Annotated in this window: 17 protein-coding genes; 9 read left to right on the top strand and 8 right to left on the bottom strand. The window is 73.7% G+C overall.

Annotated elements, in window-relative coordinates:
- Positions 1-55 precede the first annotated feature (55 nt).
- Entirely contained in the window at positions 56-1,000 is a 945-nt protein-coding gene (locus tag GCU69_RS12270; RefSeq protein ID WP_156206030.1) for a C45 family autoproteolytic acyltransferase/hydolase, read from the top strand.
- Between the two features lie 61 nt (positions 1,001-1,061).
- Here the strand turns inward: GCU69_RS12270 and GCU69_RS12265 are convergent, their stop codons facing one another.
- Positions 1,062-2,387, bottom strand: coding sequence for an MFS transporter (locus tag GCU69_RS12265; RefSeq protein WP_156206029.1), 1,326 nt, complete (start codon positions 2,385-2,387; stop codon positions 1,062-1,064).
- Positions 2,384-3,136: an ArsR/SmtB family transcription factor gene (locus tag GCU69_RS12260; protein WP_156206028.1), complete on the bottom strand. Its 753-nt coding sequence runs from the start codon at positions 3,134-3,136 to the stop codon at positions 2,384-2,386. The genes GCU69_RS12265 and GCU69_RS12260 overlap by 4 nt, the downstream gene beginning before the upstream one ends.
- Before the next feature lie 137 nt (positions 3,137-3,273).
- Between GCU69_RS12260 and GCU69_RS12255 the strand changes: the two genes are divergently transcribed.
- Positions 3,274-4,269 carry an NAD-dependent epimerase/dehydratase family protein gene (locus GCU69_RS12255; protein ID WP_156206027.1) on the top strand — a complete coding sequence of 332 codons (996 nt, stop codon included), beginning with the start codon at positions 3,274-3,276 and terminating at the stop codon, positions 4,267-4,269.
- A gap of 16 nt (positions 4,270-4,285) precedes the next feature.
- Here the strand turns inward: GCU69_RS12255 and GCU69_RS12250 are convergent, their stop codons facing one another.
- Together GCU69_RS12250 and GCU69_RS12245 are read right to left on the bottom strand one after the other, a co-directional pair.
- Entirely contained in the window at positions 4,286-4,531 is a 246-nt protein-coding gene (locus GCU69_RS12250; protein ID WP_156206026.1) for a DUF397 domain-containing protein, read from the bottom strand.
- Entirely contained in the window at positions 4,528-5,382 is an 855-nt protein-coding gene (locus GCU69_RS12245) for a helix-turn-helix domain-containing protein (RefSeq protein WP_156206025.1), read from the bottom strand. The genes GCU69_RS12250 and GCU69_RS12245 overlap by 4 nt, the downstream gene beginning before the upstream one ends.
- Positions 5,383-5,541: 159 nt before the next feature.
- On the opposite strand from GCU69_RS12245, the gene GCU69_RS12240 reads away from it, so the two are divergent.
- Positions 5,542-6,003: an ATP-binding protein gene (locus GCU69_RS12240; protein ID WP_235978435.1), complete on the top strand. Its 462-nt coding sequence runs from the start codon at positions 5,542-5,544 to the stop codon at positions 6,001-6,003.
- Positions 6,004-6,163: 160 nt separating this feature from the next.
- Entirely contained in the window at positions 6,164-6,805 is a 642-nt protein-coding gene (locus tag GCU69_RS12235; RefSeq protein ID WP_156206024.1) for a hypothetical protein, read from the top strand.
- 144 nt (positions 6,806-6,949) lie between these two features.
- Here the strand turns inward: GCU69_RS12235 and GCU69_RS12230 are convergent, their stop codons facing one another.
- The 3 genes from GCU69_RS12230 to GCU69_RS12220 all read right to left on the bottom strand — a co-directional run bounded on the left by GCU69_RS12230 (position 6,950) and on the right by GCU69_RS12220 (position 10,243).
- Positions 6,950-7,273, bottom strand: a complete 324-nt coding sequence (locus GCU69_RS12230) for an SCO5918 family protein (RefSeq protein ID WP_098754305.1) — start codon at positions 7,271-7,273, stop codon at positions 6,950-6,952.
- A 154-nt stretch (positions 7,274-7,427) separates the two neighbouring features.
- Positions 7,428-9,038 carry a malate synthase A gene (gene aceB, locus GCU69_RS12225; RefSeq protein WP_156206023.1) on the bottom strand — a complete coding sequence of 537 codons (1,611 nt, stop codon included), beginning with the start codon at positions 9,036-9,038 and terminating at the stop codon, positions 7,428-7,430.
- Positions 9,039-9,568: 530 nt separating this feature from the next.
- Positions 9,569-10,243 carry a nucleotidyltransferase family protein gene (locus GCU69_RS12220; RefSeq protein WP_098754309.1) on the bottom strand — a complete coding sequence of 225 codons (675 nt, stop codon included), beginning with the start codon at positions 10,241-10,243 and terminating at the stop codon, positions 9,569-9,571.
- A 280-nt stretch (positions 10,244-10,523) separates the two neighbouring features.
- On the opposite strand from GCU69_RS12220, the gene GCU69_RS12215 reads away from it, so the two are divergent.
- Positions 10,524-10,829, top strand: a complete 306-nt coding sequence (locus tag GCU69_RS12215; RefSeq protein WP_235978433.1) for a DUF5955 family protein — start codon at positions 10,524-10,526, stop codon at positions 10,827-10,829.
- A gap of 293 nt (positions 10,830-11,122) precedes the next feature.
- On the opposite strand, the gene GCU69_RS12210 is transcribed toward GCU69_RS12215, so the two are convergent.
- Positions 11,123-11,929: an IclR family transcriptional regulator gene (locus GCU69_RS12210; RefSeq protein WP_098754311.1), complete on the bottom strand. Its 807-nt coding sequence runs from the start codon at positions 11,927-11,929 to the stop codon at positions 11,123-11,125.
- 211 nt (positions 11,930-12,140) lie between these two features.
- On the opposite strand from GCU69_RS12210, the gene allB reads away from it, so the two are divergent.
- The 4 genes from allB to GCU69_RS12190 all read left to right on the top strand — a co-directional run bounded on the left by allB (position 12,141) and on the right by GCU69_RS12190 (position 16,671).
- Entirely contained in the window at positions 12,141-13,631 is a 1,491-nt protein-coding gene (gene allB / locus GCU69_RS12205) for an allantoinase AllB (protein WP_235978431.1), read from the top strand.
- Positions 13,628-14,773, top strand: a complete 1,146-nt coding sequence (gene alc, locus GCU69_RS12200; RefSeq protein ID WP_156206022.1) for an allantoicase — start codon at positions 13,628-13,630, stop codon at positions 14,771-14,773. The genes allB and alc overlap by 4 nt, the downstream gene beginning before the upstream one ends.
- A 244-nt stretch (positions 14,774-15,017) precedes the next feature.
- The gene (locus tag GCU69_RS12195) at positions 15,018-15,443 is read left to right on the top strand and encodes a ribonuclease domain-containing protein (protein ID WP_156206021.1); all 426 of its coding nucleotides are present in this window, start codon (positions 15,018-15,020) and stop codon (positions 15,441-15,443) included.
- Between the two features lie 319 nt (positions 15,444-15,762).
- Positions 15,763-16,671: a glycoside hydrolase family 16 protein gene (locus GCU69_RS12190; RefSeq protein WP_156206020.1), complete on the top strand. Its 909-nt coding sequence runs from the start codon at positions 15,763-15,765 to the stop codon at positions 16,669-16,671.
- The last annotated feature ends 47 nt before the right edge of the window (positions 16,672-16,718 follow it).

The raw sequence follows: 16,718 nt of genomic DNA, 5'->3' as shown, positions 1-16,718 counted from the left end.
CCAATTGGTTAGGTTGCCCTCTCTTCGTCCGATCCCCACAAGGTGAGTGGCAGCCGTGCGGCAACAGCACAAGACCTTCCAGGCGATCGAGGTCGGTGACGGCGGCGACGGGCGGTGGGCCGCCTACGCCCGGCCTCTGTGGCAGGAGATGGAGGCCCTGCTGACCGAGGAGGGCCGCACTCCGGAGGGCGCGGATCGTTTCCGGGCGCTGTTCCGTGCGCACATGCCGGAAATGGCGCCGGTTCTGGAGCACTTGGCCGTCCAACTCGACCGGCCCGGGGCCGAGGTCTTCCTCACCCACGCGGCACTGCGGCCGTTCTCCCCGGCCTGCACCCAGATCGGCCAGAACGGCACCCTGCTGCGCAACTATGACCTACGGCCCGACCAGTGCGAGGGGGTCATCGTCTCCTCCTGCCTCCTGCGCCCCGTGATCGGGATGCAGGACATGCTGTGGGGCTTGCTGGACGGGATGAACGACGCCGGTCTCGCGGTCTCGCTCACCTGGGGCGGACGTTCCGCCCACGGACGCGGCTTCGCCATTCTCGTCGTGGTGCGCTACCTGCTGGAGACGTGCGACACCGTCGACGAGGCGGTCGCCAGGCTGCGGTCCCTGCCGGTCGCCGTCCCGCAGAACCTCACCCTCGTCGACGCCGTGAAGGCGGTGACGGTGTTCGTGGGACCGGACATGCCGCCGACGGTGGCCCCGGATGCCTGCGCCGCCAACCACCAGCACCTGCCGGTGACCGACGAGCAGGAGCGGGCCCTGCGGACTCAGGAGCGGCTGCGCGCCATTCGCGCCGCGGGTGCGGACGTGGCGGCGATGCTGAAGCCGCCGCTGTACCGACCCGTCGACGAGCAGGGGTCGAGAACGCTCTACACAGCCCACTACCGGCCCGCCGAGGGCCGCGTGACGTACTACTGGCCCGGTGAGTCCTGGCAGCAGTCCTTCGGTGACTTCGCACCCGGCTCCCGCACCGTGACCTTGGGCCTGGCCGGCTGAGCGGCCTTCCGGACCCCCGGCTCACCCCTGCACGAAGATCTCACCGCGGTGCGGACGCGGGTCACGTCCGCGCAGCCGCCGCGTTCAGGGGCGCCGCGCTCCCCGGCCGCCCCGGTGGCACCCGGCGCAGCCACAGCAGGGCGCCCGCCAGCAGGGCGCAGCCGCCCGGCAGCCACGGCAGGGCGCCCGGTGGCAGCGCGCCCGCCGCCAGGCCCGCCGCCGCGCCGACCGACTGGAGCGCGAGCGACTGTACGGACAGCGCGGTGGCGCGGTTGCCGCGTTCGACCCGGTGGTGCAGCAGATCGTTCTCGTTCGGGCCCGCCGAGCCGAGGCCGAGGTAGACCAGCGCGTAGCCGGCCGCCGCGAGGGCCAGTACGGCCGGGCCGTCGCCCAGTACGGTCACGCAGAGCAGCAGCAGGCCCGTCGCGCTCACCCCGAGGCTCGCCAGCACCGCCCGTTCACCGCTGCCCGTGACCCGGGCCGCCAGCGGCGCGCAGTGGCTGCCGAGCGCCGTGCACACGAACCCGGTGCAGGCGAGCGCCGCGAACAGCACGGCACCGGATTCGGCGGCACCCGTCAGTCCGGCGGCGCGCGGCGGCGCGAGGAGTTCGATCGTCACCAGGCCCGCCCCCGCCGCGCCCGCGCTCAGCAGCACCCGCCGGATCAGCGCGTCCCGGGCCCCGAGCCGCAGTCCGCCCAGCACGGTCGCCGGGACACCGCGCAGCACCGCGCGCAGGGTCGCCGGGGGCCGGGGCGGCTCGGGGAGCGCGCTCAGGACGTACGCGATGAAGACCAGCCCGATGAACGCGCCGAGCAGCGCCGGTACCGACAGCGGCAGCACGAGCCCGGACGTGGCCCGGCTCAGCCGCGCACCGAGGTCCGGGCCCGCCCCGAGCAGCCACGGCAGCCCGCCGCCGATCAGCGTGCCGCCCGCCAGCGCGGCGGCGGAGGCCGTGTTGCCCCGGGCCAGCCCCGTGCGCAGCTCGGCGCCCGGGCCCGAGTGGGCCTGCACGGTGTCGACGTACCAGGCCTCGGCGGGCCCGGTGGACAGCGCCCGGCCGGTGCCCAGGAACACCATGGCGAGCGTCAGCACCCAGGCCGTGGTGCCCAGGGCCATCAGCAGGAGCGCCGCCAGGTTGAGCATTCCGGCGGCGGCCAGCACGGTGCGGCGGCCGATGACGTCGGAGAGCCCGCCGGTGGGCAGTTCCAGCACGGCGACGGTCAGGGAGTGCACCGCGAACAGCCCCGCGACCGCCGCGAGGGAGAAGCCGCGTTCACCGAGCAGCAGCACCTGGGACGGCAGCCACAGCCCGGCGGGCAGCCAGAACAGGAACGTCGCGGTGGCGAAGCGGCGCCGCGCGGCCCCGGGGCCGAGAGTCCCGGTCATGCCTCCTCCCCGCCGGCGCCCCGCGAACGTCCCGCGTCGCCCCGGCCCCCCGCGCCCCGCGAACGTCCTGCCTCGCTCCGGCCCCTCGCGCCCCCCGAACCCACCGCCGCACGGGCTGACTTGTCCGTACCGCCCGATCCGTCCGCCCCCGTCGCCCCTTCCCGCCCGGCTCCGGCCAGCGGCAGGGCCGCATGGAGCAGTACGACCTGCTCCGCCCGCACGTCGTCCTCGTCCCGCGCGGCCAGCTCCTCCGTGGTCCGCCGGAGTACGTCCCACAGCTCCGTCAGCGACTCCGGCGTCAGCCGCACCACCTGGTCGCTGACCCCCGACGGCTCCAGCCACTCGGGCCCCAGCCTCCCGGCCGCCATGTCCTCGGCGTGCCGGGTCAGCGAGCGCTCCAGGTGCTCCGCCTGCGCCTGCCGCGCGGCGGTCACGAAGGCGCGGCTCGCGGGTGATGCCTCCATCGCCTCGTTGCTCCAGGCCGTCACGTCGTGCGCGGCCTGCCAGCGGCGTTCCCGGCCGTCGCGGTGCTCGGCCTCGGTGACGAAGCCGTACTTCGCCAGGACCCGCAGGTGGTAGCTGGTCGACGCGGACGACTCACCGGCCCGCTCGGCCAGTTCGGTCGCGGTGGCGGCACCGTCCTGCCGCAGCATCCCCAGCAGCTGGATGCGCAACGGGTGCGTGAGGGCCTTCAGGGCCGCCGAGTCCTGCTCCGGGTCGAGTACGCGCATGCGCTGTTCACGGGCCATGCGGCAGAGCGTAGAGCGGATCCCTGGCTTTGCCAAAGAGTTTTTGCAGAAAATCTTTGGCAATCTGCTCCCTGTCCTGATCTGCTGTCGGCAAATACGGAGGACCCGCCCCGCCATGCCGTGCTTGGCTGCGGGGCATGGAGATTCTGGTACTGGGCGGAACGGCCTGGCTCGGCCGCGAGCTGTCACGGCAGGCCCTCGGGCGCGGGCATGCGGTGACATGCCTCGCCCGCGGGGAGAGCGGCGGTGTCGCCGACGGCGCGGAACTCGTACCCGCCGACCGGCGGGACCCGGCGGCGTACGAACCACTCCTCGGCCGCACCTGGGACGCCGTCTTCGAGGTGTCCTGGCAGCCCGGTTTCGTACGGCGAGCCCTGGCCGCCCTCGGGGAGCACGCCCGGCACTGGACCTACGTCTCCTCCGGCAACGCGTACGCCTCCCACGCCGAGCCCGACGCCGACGAGACCGCGGAACTGCTGGCCCCCACCGACCACGACGAGGTGGACCGGGAACAGTACGGCGAGGCCAAGGTCGCCTGCGAACAGGCCTCCGGCGCCGCCGTCGGGGACCGCCTGCTCATAGCGCGCGCCGGCCTCATCGGCGGCCCGGGCGACCACAGCTGCCGCTCCGGCTACTGGGTCGCCCGCGCCGCCCGCGCCCCCGGGGAACCGCTGCTCGTCCCGGACACCCCCGGCCTGCCGACCCAGGTTGTCGACGTACGCGACCTCGTCGCCTGGCTGCTCGACGCCGCCGCGGCCGGGACGACCGGCACCTTCGACGCGGTCGGCCCTGTGCTCGCCTTCCGGGACTGGGTCGAGCTGTCCCGCGCCGTCGGCGGCCACACCGGGCCGGTCGTCCACGCCGCATCGGACCGGCTCGTGGACCAGGGCGTCGCCCAGTTCATGGGGGAGGAGTCGCTGCCGATGTGGCTGGTCGAAGAGGGCTCGGAGGGCTGGATGGCCCGTACGGGTACGGCCGCCCGGGCTGCCGGGCTGGTCCACCGGTCCCGTACGGACCTGCTGGCCGACACCCTGCGCTGGGAACGCGAACAGGGCCTGGCCCGCCCGCGCCGCGCCGGACTCAGCGCCCCGCGCGAGCGCGAACTGCTCGCCGCGCTGGGCGGCGACGCCTGACGTCCGCGGCCGTGGATCAGCTCCGGGCCGCGTACGAGACGAAGGCGGCCCAGGCGGCGGGGGAGAGGGCGAGCTGAGGTCCGGAGGCGACCTTGGAGTCCCGGACGTGAACGGCCTCGGGGCAGGCGGCGACCTCTACGCAGTTGTCGCCTTCGGTGCCACTGTGGCTGGACTTGTACCAGGTGACGGCGACTTCAAGACAGTGGTCACCGTCCGATCCGCTGTAGCTGCTCTTGAACCAGCTTGATCCCGTGGTCCTCATAGCGCTCCTCGGATTCGCTTCAACAGGCCCGCGGAGTCATCTGGGGTCAGAGCCTGTGAGCGCATCTTGGCATACCGCTGGAGCATGATGCTGACCTCTGCGGCGTCGGAGACCAGCAGGCTGCCGCGCTGCCCCTCGAAGTAGCCGAGCCACCGGTGATCCCGAGTCTCCGCCAAGTGCATGGGGCCGTTGATTCCGGCGTGCACCTCCTGCCGCAGAGGCATGATCTGAAGCTCGACGTGGTGGGGTTCGCTGATCTCAAGCAGGTGATCGATCTGTCGCTTCGTCACCTCCGTGCCACCTGTGCAGCGCTCCAGCACGGACTGCTCGATGATGCCGCTGTACTCAACCAGCGGATGTGTGCTCAACAGTGCTTTGCGGGCCATGCGGCCCGAGACCTGGCGTTCGATCTGCTCCTCGTCGAGTGAAGGCGGAACGCTACGGATGACAGCTCGCGCGTATTCCTCTGTCTGCAACGGGCCAGGAACGAGTCGGTTTTCGTACGACCACAGAGCCGTGGCCTGTTCCTCGATGACCGCCCACTGCCGGAACCAGGAAGCCAGCCCCGGCCGCCGGGCCAGATGCCGTGCCGCGCCCCGCAGCGCGCCGAACGCGTCGAGTACGTCCTCGGCCCGTGCCACGAAGTCCGCGGGCGGGAACCGGCGGCCCTGCTCGATGGAGGCGACCGTCTGCACGGAGTACCGCACGCGCGGGGCCAGTTCCTCCTGGGTGAGCCGGGCCCGTTTCCGGAACGCCTTGACGACCGCCCCGAACGCCTTGAGGCTCTCCGTGGGTTCGGGCTCGCCGCCCGTGCACGAACTCTCCGGCCCACCGGCCTCGTCCACCGTCATCCCCGGACACCTCCACCGCGCCGCTCCCCGCCGTACCGCCGAACTCCCCCATGGTCACGTACGGTTACTCGCACTGTCCACCGTCCGTACTCGTACGCTGACCCCGCGTACGGGCGGCTGAGCTGGGAAAGGACCAGTCGGGGCGCCACGGTGGGCGGCATGAAGGTGCCACTCCACCCCCGCTCGCCCGTCACCGTACGTATGTTCGCGAGGCGGTTCGTTTCGTCCCGGCTCGGCGCTCAGCTCGCCCGGCGCCATGTGCTGCACCAGCTCGACGTCTGGGGCGTCCGGCGTGGCTCGGACCTCTCGGACACGGTGGCGCTCCTCGTCGCGGAGCTGGCCGCGAACGCGGTGACGCACGGGCACGTGCCCGGCAGGCAGTTCGAGGTGCGGGCGGTGCTGTGCGCGAGCACGCTGGCGGTCGAGGTCTCGGACGCCAGGGGCGAACGGCGCCCCGCGCCTCCGGAAGCCGTCACCGCCCCGGAGCCCGGTGCCGAGAGCGGCAGGGGCCTGCTGCTGGTCGAGTCGCTGGCCGACCGCTGGTCGGTGGCGGAGGACCGCCCGCCGGGCGGCAAGACCGTCCGCGTGGAACTGGATCTGCCCGCCGCGTCCGGGCGCTGAAATCCCCCGTGAACCGTTTCGCCGCCCGCTACGTCTCCGTGATCACAACCGCACCTCGGCGCGAGACGCTCCGAGGTGCCGTCAGGGCGTACGCATGTCTGCACGCATGGTCTGCACGCATGTCCGTACGCGGATCTATGGAAAGGACGTCCGAACGGTGTTGGCAGGTCACAGAACGAGGAACGTCGGCTGGATCGCCGGGAGCGCGCTGGCGGCGGCCGTGGTCCTCACAGGATGCTCGGGCGATACGGGCTCCGCTTCGGACGCTTCGGACAAGGAACCGGCCGCGAGCAGCACGGCCGAGGCCGGTGCGGGCAGCGCGGGGGAGGGGAAGCAGGAGGACGCCGCGGCGTCGCAGGGCTCGGGCGTCGACCGGTCCACCGGTGAGAAGGCGGTCGCCACCTGGGTCGCCGCGGTGGTCAAGGGCGAGCCGGAGGAGGCCTGCCTGGTGATGGGCGAACCGGCCGAAGGCGGCGCGCCCGCGCAGGTCGGCTCCGAGGCGATGTGTGAGGGCGACGGGACCAAGGCGAAGCAGATGGAGCAGGGCATCGGGCGGTTCCGTGAGTCGTTCACGCCCGATCCGCCCACGGACAACCCGAAGGTGGAGGTCGCGCACGTCCCCGCCTCCGGTGGCACGGCCGTGTTCCCCGCCGACAAGATCACCGTCGACGGGCAGCGGCTCGACAAGATCATCCTGTCCAATTCCACCGGTCTGGACGCGGGGGAGCTGGACGTCCAGCTGCAGTCCACGAAGATCGAGGACGAGTGGTACGTGACGGATGTCGGCTTCGACATCGGCTGACCCGGGATGACGTCGTGACGCCATGAGGCCGTGCTGCCACGAGGCCGTCACGCCTGGCCGGGCACGGGTTCGCCTCGTGCCCGGCGGCCGGTCCGAGGCGGGCCGTGCCGTGCGCCCCGGTCCGGGGACCGGGTCAGGGCGGGGTCAGGCCGTCACCGGCGGCTGCGGGGGGTTCGGGGTGGAGATGCCGCCGAGGAGGCGTTCCGCGTCGATCACCGCGGTGGACTGGACCTCGGGGGCGGGCTTGCAGGTGAAGCCGAGCTTCCGCATCGCCCGGACGACCTCGCCCGCGCTGAAGTCCCGCGGGTCCTGGCCGGTCACGAGCGTGCCGACCTGCTTGACGGGGTAGCTGCGACGGCCGACGACAACGGCTTCGCCGGTGACGGGGTCGGGCTTGACCCCGCTCATCTTCTGCTCCACCTCGCTTGCCTGGAGATAGAAAAAGACGCCGGCGATGGTCACACGCATGGGGCCTCGAAAGGTGAGGAGGAAGTGGAGCCGAGTCTCAACAGTCTCACAGGCCGGGCCCCGGGCAAAGCGATCCGGGGCCCGGACCGCTCCGGCCGGTGCGGTCGCCGGGTGCCCGGACCACGGGGGACGCGGCCCGGGCACCCTGCCCCGGTCAGTCCAGCAGTTCGTACGCCGGCAGGGTCAGGAAGTCCTCGTAGGTCTCGTCGAGAGCCACCCGGAGCAGCAGGTCGTGGGCCTGCTGCCAGCGGCCGGCCGCGAAGGTCTCCTCGCCCAGCTCCTCGCGGAGCGCGGCCAGTTCACCGGCGGCGAGCCGGCGGGTCAGCTCCGGGGTGGCCTTCTCGCCGTTCTCGAACTCCACACCCGCGTTGATCCACTGCCAGATCTGGGAGCGGGAGATCTCGGCGGTCGCCGCGTCCTCCATCAGGTTGAAGATGGCGACGGCGCCCGAGCCGCGCAGCCACGCCTCGATGTAGCGGATGCCGACCTGGACGGCGTTGCGCAGGCCCTCGTACGTCGGGACGGCGTCCAGCGAGTCGACGGCGATCAGCTCGGCGGCCGTGACCCGGACGTCCTCGCGGAGCCGGTCCTTCTGGTGCGGCCGGTCGCCGAGGACCGCGTCGAAGGACTCCCGGGCTACGGTCACGAGGTCGGGGTGCGCGACCCAGGAGCCGTCGAAGCCGTCACCGGCCTCGCGGTCCTTGTCGGCCTTGACCTTCTCGAAGGCGGCCCGGTTGGCCTCCGGGTCCCGTCGGGACGGGATGAACGCCGCCATGCCGCCGATCGCGTGCGCGCCCCGCTTGTGGCAGGTGCGCACCAGGAGATCGGTGTAGGCGCGCATGAAGGGGGCGGTCATGGTGACGGCGTTGCGGTCCGGCAGGACGAACTTCGACCCGGCGTCGCGGAAGTTCTTGACGATGGAGAAGAGGTAGTCCCAGCGGCCCGCGTTGAGCCCGGAGGCGTGGTCGCGCAGCTCGTAGAGGATCTCCTCCATCTCGTACGCGGCGGTGATCGTCTCGATGAGGACAGTGGCACGGACGGTGCCGTGCGGCAGCCCCGTGTACTCCTGGGCGAAGGTGAAGACCTCGTTCCACAGCCGCGCCTCCAGGTGGGACTCGGTCTTGGGGAGGTAGAAGTACGGGCCCTTGCCGAGGCCGACGAGACGCCGGGCGTTGTGGAAGAAGTACAGGCCGAAGTCCACGAGGGCGCCGGGGACGGCGCGGCCGTCGGCGTCGCGGAGATGGCGCTCGTCCAGATGCCAGCCGCGGGGGCGGGTGACGACCGTGGCCAGTTCGCCGGCCGGGCGCAGGGCGTACGACTTGCCGCGGTCGTCGGTGAAGTCGATGCGCCGCTCGAAGGCGTCGGTGAGGTTCAGCTGTCCCCGGACGACGTTCTCCCAGGTGGGGGCGGAGGCGTCCTCGAAGTCCGCGAGCCAGACCCTGGCGCCGGAGTTGAGCGCGTTGACGGTCATCCTGCGGTCGGTCGGCCCGGTGATCTCCACCCGGCGGTCGTCGAGCGCGGCGGGGGCCGGGGCGACCTGCCAGTCGCCCTCGCGGATGTGCGCGGTCTGCGGGAGGAAGTCGAGCGCGGCGGTCCGGGCGATCTCCGCGCGGCGCTCCCGGCGCGCGGCGAGGAGTTCGTCGCGGCGCGGCGTGAAGCGGTGGTGCAGTTCGGCGAGGAAGGCGAGGGCCTCCTCGGTGAGGACCTCCTCCTGGCGCTCCAGGGGCTCGGCGTCGACGACGGTCAGCGGGGACGGCACTGACATCTCGGTCACTCCTTCGTGGCGGACGCGCCCCCTTTCCGGGGCGCCGGCGGCCGGTGGGGCGGCTGGGGCGGCGGCACCCGTGGCGCGGGGCACCGTCCGGGAGGGCGGGGCGCTGGTCGGCGGTGTCACCGCTTCCCGCGGACCGCTGCCGACGGCAACGGGACTCGGGGGACTCTGCGGTGGGGACCCTTCGGAAGTCTTGGAACTGCTCGGAATTGGAGGTTAGTTTTCTTATCGTGGAAGTTCAACGGGTCCGGTGGGCCCGTTGCGGTCGTGTCGGCCGCGCGCCTCCGCACGGGGCGTACCGCCGGGGACCGTGACCGCCGGGGGCACGCCGCCAGACGCCCGCCGGCCGGGCAGGCAGGGCGCGGAACGGAACCACGGGCAGGGCAGCACGTCCGGGGAGCAGGGGCCCGGGGCCCGGGGCCTGGAATCCGGGGCCGTGGGTCGAGGTGATGGGGCGGGCGGTGGACCGGGGCGGGGTCCGGGGCCGGGGGTGCGGGCCCGGGAGTCCGCCCGCCCCGGGACGGTCACCGCAGCAGGCCCAGGTCCCCTGGTGTGTCCACGTCGTCGGGGCAGGCCACGTCGGAACACTCCACGAGCCGCAACTCCGCACCGCGCTCCGCGAGATACCCGCGGGCCCCCCGGTCCCCCGACGCCTCCGCCGCGATCCCGGCCCAGTGCGCCGAGCCGAGGAGCACCGGGTGGCCGCGCCGCCCGCCGTACGCCGCCGCCGCCAGCCGGGACGGCCCGTCGCAGGCGGCCACCAGCCGGGCGACGGCCTCCGCGCCGACCCCCGGCTGGTCCACCAGCGCCACGACGGCCGCGTCCGCCCCCGTACCGGCGAGCGAGGCCAGGCCCGCGCGCAGCGAGGAACCCATGCCCTCCGCCCAGTCCGGGTTGTCCACGAGCACACAGCCCGGCAGCTCCGCGCGGTCCCGCACCTCCGCGGCGGCCGCGCCCAGCACCACGTGCACCGCCGCGCAGCCGCCCTCCCGCAGGACCCGCGCGCCGTGCTCGGCCAGCGGCCGCCCGTGGTGGCTCAGCAGTGCCTTGGGGCGCCCGCCGAGCCGCCGCCCGCCGCCCGCCGCGAGCAGCAGGCCCGCGACGCGCGGCGGTCCGGGCGCCGGCCCGGACGGCTGCTGCGGCCGGAGGTGCTCCGGGGATCGCGGTGGTTCCTGTGGTGGCGCGCCGGACTGGCTCATGCCGCCTGCATATCGCATCCCGGCCGTCCCGCGCCGCCCCGCCTCTTCGGCCGTGCCGCGCCGGCGAATCATACGGCTGAATTTCGCCCTCTGTGTAGCGCCCGATGCGGAGAGTGGCGTTAACTGATCCGGCCCCCGCCGGGTCCCACCACCGCGCCGAGGGGGTGGCGGGGGCCGGACGAGCGAGGGGGACGACGCAGTGCGAAGTGATCGGACGGGCCACGGCACGCGGCCGACCGGTGCGGCGGGCCAGGGCGGCGTGGCGGTGTACCGCCGGCCGGTGGCCGGCGGCAGCGGTGACGATCCCCGCCTGGAGGGGCTGCGCACGGCGGTCTCCAGGCTGCGCAGAGAACTCGCGGTGCACCCCGCGGACTTACCCGACCGGCTGGTGGCGGAGGAAGAGCTGGCCGCGCTGGACGCGATGACGTACTCCGGCGTGCCCGAGGTGCCGCGGCTGCGCCGCTCGCTGCTGGTGATCGCGGGAGCCGTGGGCTCGGTCAGCGCGCTGGCGCCGGCACTGGCGGAGGTCCGCCAGGTGATCGACCTCTTCGGCGGCGTGCCGGAGCCGCGCGGGAAGGTCCACTGACGCCCTGACGGTCTGGCGCCCTGACGGTCTGGCGCCCTGACGGTCTGGCGCCCTGACGGTCCGGCGCCCTGATGCGGTGATGCCCTGATGTGGTGACGCCGTGACGCGGTGACGCGATGGGGTCGTGACGCGATGGGGTCGTGACCGGGTGAACGGCCGTTGGGCAGTGGGCGCTTCGGCGCCGCGGCGCCGCGGCGCCGAAGCGCCGCGACCACGGTGCGGCGGTGGGTGCTTCGGCGCCGCCACGCCCGGCGCCGAAGGGCCGTGGTGACGGCTCCCGCCCGGGGAGGGGCTCAGCCCGCGCCGAGTCCGTTGCCCGCGAGGGCTTTCGACAGGTCCGCGGCGACCTCCTGGAGGAGCGGCACGATCCGCTCCGTGGCCTCCTCCGTGACGCGGCCCGCCGGTCCGGACACCGAGATGGCCGCGGGCGTGGGGGAGTCGGGCACCGAGACGGCCAGGCACCGGACGCCGATCTCCTGCTCGTTGTCGTCCACGGCGTAACCGGCCGCCCGTACCTCCTCCAGCACCCGCAGGAAGGCGTCCGGCGAGGTGATGGTCCTCTCCGTGGCCGCGGGCATGCCGGTGCGGGCCAGCAGCGCCCGCACCTCCTCGTCCGAGGAGTGCGACAGCAGCACCTTGCCGACGCCGGTGGAGTGCGGCAGCACCCGGCGGCCGACCTCGGTGAACATCCGCATGGAGTGGCGCGAGGGAACCTGGGCGACGTAGACGACCTCGTCGCCGTCGAGCAGTGCCATGTTCGACGTCTCGCCGGTCTCCTCCACCAGCCGCGCGAGATGCGGCCGGGCCCAGGTGCCCAGCAGCCGGGAGGCGCTCTCGCCGAGCCGGATGAGGCGCGGGCCGAGGGCGTAGCGGCGGTTGGGCTGCTGGCGGACGTAACCGCAGGCGACCAGGGTGCGCATCAGCCGGTGGATGGTCGGCAGCGGCAGTCCGCTGCTGCCCGAGAGTTCGCTCAGCCCCACCTCGCCCCCGGCGTCGGCCATCCGCTCGAGCAGGTCGAACGCTCGCTCGAGGGACTGCACGCCGCCGGACCCGCCGGCGGGCTTGGCGGACGCGGTGGTCCTGTCGCTGGACGGCGGCACGTCGCATCCTTTCGGGGGCGGATTGCAGGCAGCCTACCGGGCAGCGGGCCCGGTCTCCTTCGGCCGGAGGGCAGTTCATCAGCCGATACGAGTATGGCAACAGCCGCCGTCACCCGAACCGGGGAATCTTGACCGGCCCGCCGCCGGGGAGGAGACTCCCTTTCAACAAATCGTTGAAATGGCTGGCGGCCGAATCGCGAGGAGGAACCCGGTGCCCGAGGTGGAACTGCTGCTGCGATCGGCCCGCGTCGTGACCCCCTCGGGTGTCCGGCCCGCGTCCGTCGCCGTCCGCGGCGAGCGCGTCGCGGCCGTCCTGCCGTACGACTGCGAGGTGCCCGGGACGGCACGGCTGGAGGACTTCGGGGACGACGTGCTGCTGCCGGGGCTGGTGGACACGCACGTGCACGTCAACGACCCGGGCCGCAGCGAGTGGGAGGGCTTCCCCAGCGCCACCCTGGCCGCGGCGGCCGGGGGCGTCACCACCCTGGTCGACATGCCGCTGAACAGCATCCCGCCGACCACGACCACCGCGCACCTCGACGTCAAACGGCGGGCCGCGCGCGGCCGGACGCACATCGACGTCGGCTTCTGGGGCGGTGCCGTGCCCGGCAACCTGGCGGAGCTGCGCCCGCTGCACGAGGCGGGTGTCTTCGGCTTCAAGTGCTTCCTGCTGCCCTCGGGCGTGGACGAATTCCCGTCGCTCTCGCCCGCCGAACTGGAGCGCGCGATGGCCGAGACCGCCCGCCTCGGCGGGCTGCTGATCGTGCACGCCGAGGACCCGGAGCACATCGACGGCGCCCCCTCGCGGACCGGCCCGCGCTACGCGGACTTCCTCGCCTCGCGGCCCCGTGCCGCCGAGAACGCCGCGGTCGAACGGCTGATCGCGCTCGCCCGGCGCACCGGCTGCCGGGTGCACGTGCTGCACCTGTCGTCCTCCGACGCGCTGCCGCTGCTCGCCGCCGCCAAGCGGGACGGGGTGCCGCTCACCGTCGAGACCTGCCCGCACTTCCTCACCCTCACCGCCGAGGAGGTCCCGGACGGCGCCACCGAGTTCAAGTGCTGCCCGCCGATCCGGGAGGCCGAGAACCGGGACGCGCTCTGGCGGGGACTCCTCGACGGCACGATTGACTGCGTCGTCTCCGACCACTCGCCCTGCACCCCGGACCTCAAACGTCTCGACAGCGGCGACTTCGCGTCGGCCTGGGGCGGCATCTCCTCGCTCCAGCTCGGGCTGCCCGCGGTGTGGACCGAGGCGCGGCGCCGCGGCGTGCCGATCGCCGCCCTCGCCCGCTGGATGGCCGCCGCGCCCGCCGCGCTCGCCGGGCTGCCGCACAAGGGCGCCGTCGAGCCGGGCCGGGACGCGGACTTCACCGTCCTCGCGCCCGAGAAGACCTTCACCGTGGACCCGGCGCGGCTGCACCACCGCAACCGGGTCACCGCCTACGCCGGCCGCACGCTGTACGGAGTCGTCCGCTCCACCTGGCTGCGCGGGCGGCGGATTTACGGCGGCCCGGCGGGCGCACCGGGCGACGCCCGGCCCACCGGACGGCTGCTGAGCGCCGTACCGCGGGAACCGGCGCGGGAGCCGGCCGCGCCCGTCCGGACCGGGCACCGGCCGGGCGGCCCCGCGACGGGTCCGGCGCCGGACCCCGGGGCGGGCGTCCCGCAACCAGCCGCCACCACAGAGAGGGGTACCGCATGAGCGCGGAGATCCGGCGCTTCACCGGCCACGCCGACCCGTACCGCGGAGGTGACCCGTACGCCGACTACCGTGCCGCCGACCCGCCGTTCGCCCACTGGACCGATCTCGCCGACCGGCGGCTGGGCGGGGCCGTCCTCGCGGCCGGTGACGAGTTCTTCGCCGAGCGGGAGAACCTCCTGGTCCCCGGGCCCGCCCGGTTCGACCCCGAGCACTTCGGCCACAAGGGCAAGGTCATGGACGGCTGGGAGACCCGTCGCCGGCGGGGCGGTGACGCGGCGGCACCGCACCCCGCCGACGACGACCACGACTGGGCCCTGGTGCGGCTCGGGCTGCCCGGGATCGTCCACGGCGTCGTCGTCGACACCGCCCACTTCCGCGGCAACCACCCCGAGTCCGTCGCCGTCGAGGCCACCGCCGCCGACCCCGCGGCGTCCGCGGACGAACTCCTCGCCGACGACGTGAAGTGGACCGAGCTGGTACCCCGTACGGAGGTCGGCGGCCACGCCGCCAACGCGTTCGCCGTGGACTCCGGGCGGCACTTCACGCATCTGCGGCTCGTCCAGTACCCCGACGGCGGGATCGCCCGGCTCCGGGTGCACGGCGAGGCCGTGCCCGATCCCGCGTGGCTCGCGGCGCTGGGCACCTTCGACGTGGCCGCACTGGAGCACGGAGGCCGGGTCGAGGACGCCTCCAACCGCTTCTACTCCTCCCCGGAGAACACCATCCGGCCCGGCCGCTCGCAGCAGATGAACGACGGCTGGGAGACCAGCCGCCGCCGCGACCGCGGGCACGACTGGGTCCGCTACGCGCTCGCGGAGCACTCCGTGATCCGCGCCGTCGAGATCGACACCGGCTGTCTGAAGGGCAACGCGGCGGGCTGGGCGGCGTTGTACGTGCTGGACGCGGGCGACGGCACCGACCCCGCCGACCACGGGGCGCCGGGCTGGCGGGAGATCCTGCCGCGCACCCGCCTCCAGCCGGACACCGTGCACCGGTTCGCGCCGCCCGCCGGACACCCGGCGACGCACGCCAGGATCGACATCTTCCCGGACGGCGGCATCGCCCGGCTGCGGCTGCACGGGACGCTCACGGCGGCGGGCGCGGAGCGACTGGCGGCGCGGCACCGGGAGCTGACCGGCTGACGGGCCGGCCGGCCCACAGCAGTGGGGCCCCGGGCGGATGGCCCCGGGCGGCTGGGCCGCGAGGGCGGCGCGCGGGTGCGGGGCACACGGCTGCGGCCCGCCGGCCACCCGGCCCCACGGCCGGGTGGCCGCGGACTCTGCGGCCCGCGGCTTCCCGGCGGTCCGCGGAGGCTTTGTGAACTCCACGAGAACTTCCGTTACTTGGCATTGACATGTCATGGTCTACGCGCGTCATGCTTGTGCCATGCGAATTCCCCCACGTATCGCAAGGATCGGCGCCCTCGGCGCCCTGGCCTCGGCTCTTCTCCTCGGCGGCCCGGCCGTCGCGGCCTCCGCCACGACGGCGCCCGCGCCCGTCGCGCACTCGGCGGCGGCCGTGGCCGCGGTCGGCGACATCTGCTACTCCGCACTGCCGCCGGAGGCGCACGACACCCTCGACCTGATCGAGGCCGGCGGCCCGTTCCCGTACCCGCAGGACGGCGGTGTCTTCCAGAACCGCGAAGGCCTGCTGCCCAGCCAGAGTTCCGGCTACTACCACGAGTACACCGTCGAGACCCCGGGCTCCGACGACCGCGGCGCGCGCCGCATCGTGACCGGAGAGGCGAACCAGGAGGACTACTACACGCAGGACCACTACGCGTCCTTCGACCTGGTCGACCACGGCTGCTGAACCGGCCGTAGCCGACCACCACATCGCCACCCCCCACGGATACGCGGCGGCCGCCTTCCCCCACAGGCGGCCGCCGCCTTCTGCGTACGGGACTTGAGCACACCGCGAATCGCGCGGGCCTCCCGCCTTCACTGTCCGAACTCTTGACGGGTCGTTGCCCGCACGAGTTAATGCAAGCGGTGCTCGCACAGGTACAGACCATCGACTCCCGGGTGGCGTCGTCCGGTGTGCCGGCGAGCACGTCCGCAGATCAGGTGCCCCCGCGCCGCCCACCCCCACTCCGGGCGGCGGGCGCACCCAGGACGAAGGAGTCCCCCACATGCCCCGATCCACCCCGCCCGCCCCCGCGCGAGGCCGCCGCACGGTCCGCAACCGGGCGCTGCTCGCGCTGGCCTGCGGTGTCGCCGCCACGGGCATCGCGTCCACCGCGCTGGCGACCCCGCCCGACCGGACGGACGACGGCCGGAAGGCCGCCGCGCGCCCGGCGGCCGTCACCTTCGAGGACACCTTCGACGGCCCGGCCGGAAGCGGCGTCGACGGTTCCAAGTGGCAGCTGGAGACCGGCGACAACGTCAACAACCACGAGCGCCAGTACTACACCTCGGGCACCGACAACGCGGAACTCGACGGCAACGGCAACCTCGTCATCACCGCCCGCAAGGAGAACCCGGCCGACTACCAGTGCTGGTACGGAACCTGCGAGTACACCTCGGCGCGGCTGAACACCGCGGAGAAGTTCACCACGCAGTACGGCCATGTCGAGGCCCGCATGAAGCTGCCGCGCGGCCAGGGGATCTGGCCCGCGTTCTGGATGCTGGGCGAGGACATCGGCAGCAAGGGCTGGCCCGCCTGCGGTGAGATCGACGTGATGGAGAACGTCGGCAAGGAGCCCGGCACCGTCCACGGCACCGTGCACGGGCCCGGCTACTCCGGCGAGGGCGGCCTCGGCGGCGGCTACACCCTGCCGAACGGTGAGGCGTTCGCGGACGACTTCCACACCTTCGCGGTCGACTGGTCGCCCGAGGCCATCAAGTGGTCCGTGGACGGCCAGGAGTTCCACACCCGCACCCCCGCGGACGCCGGCAGCAACGAATGGGTCTTCGACCACCCGTTCTTCCTGATACTCAACCTCGCGGTCGGCGGCTACTGGCCCGGCGACCCCGACGGGACCACCGAGTTCCCCCAGCAACTGACCGTCGACTACGTCCGGGTGACCTCCGGGGAGTGACGGAACGCGGCCGACGGGCCGCGGCACGGCGCGGGCGGGCCGTGCGG

It is taken from the genome of Streptomyces lycii (assembly GCF_009735685.1).
Classification (GTDB): Bacteria; Actinomycetota; Actinomycetes; order Streptomycetales; family Streptomycetaceae; genus Streptomyces; species Streptomyces lycii.
This window is presented reverse-complemented; position numbering and strand designations above follow the sequence as displayed.

Excerpts from the sequence above, each read along its gene's own strand:
- GCU69_RS12220 (WP_098754309.1), bottom strand. The coding sequence starts at position 10,243 with ATGAGCCAGTCCGGCGCGCCACCACAGGAACCACCGCGATCCCCGGAG.
- aceB (WP_156206023.1), bottom strand. The coding sequence starts at position 9,038 with ATGTCAGTGCCGTCCCCGCTGACCGTCGTCGACGCCGAGCCCCTGGAG.
- GCU69_RS12255 (WP_156206027.1), top strand. The coding sequence starts at position 3,274 with ATGGAGATTCTGGTACTGGGCGGAACGGCCTGGCTCGGCCGCGAGCTG.
- GCU69_RS12245 (WP_156206025.1), bottom strand. The coding sequence starts at position 5,382 with ATGACGGTGGACGAGGCCGGTGGGCCGGAGAGTTCGTGCACGGGCGGC.
- GCU69_RS12240 (WP_235978435.1), top strand. The coding sequence starts at position 5,542 with ATGAAGGTGCCACTCCACCCCCGCTCGCCCGTCACCGTACGTATGTTC.
- GCU69_RS12250 (WP_156206026.1), bottom strand. The coding sequence starts at position 4,531 with ATGAGGACCACGGGATCAAGCTGGTTCAAGAGCAGCTACAGCGGATCG.
- GCU69_RS12230 (WP_098754305.1), bottom strand. The coding sequence starts at position 7,273 with ATGCGTGTGACCATCGCCGGCGTCTTTTTCTATCTCCAGGCAAGCGAG.
- GCU69_RS12195 (WP_156206021.1), top strand. The coding sequence starts at position 15,018 with ATGCGAATTCCCCCACGTATCGCAAGGATCGGCGCCCTCGGCGCCCTG.
- GCU69_RS12260 (WP_156206028.1), bottom strand. The coding sequence starts at position 3,136 with ATGGCCCGTGAACAGCGCATGCGCGTACTCGACCCGGAGCAGGACTCG.
- GCU69_RS12190 (WP_156206020.1), top strand. The coding sequence starts at position 15,763 with ATGCCCCGATCCACCCCGCCCGCCCCCGCGCGAGGCCGCCGCACGGTC.
- GCU69_RS12265 (WP_156206029.1), bottom strand. The coding sequence starts at position 2,387 with ATGACCGGGACTCTCGGCCCCGGGGCCGCGCGGCGCCGCTTCGCCACC.
- alc (WP_156206022.1), top strand. The coding sequence starts at position 13,628 with ATGAGCGCGGAGATCCGGCGCTTCACCGGCCACGCCGACCCGTACCGC.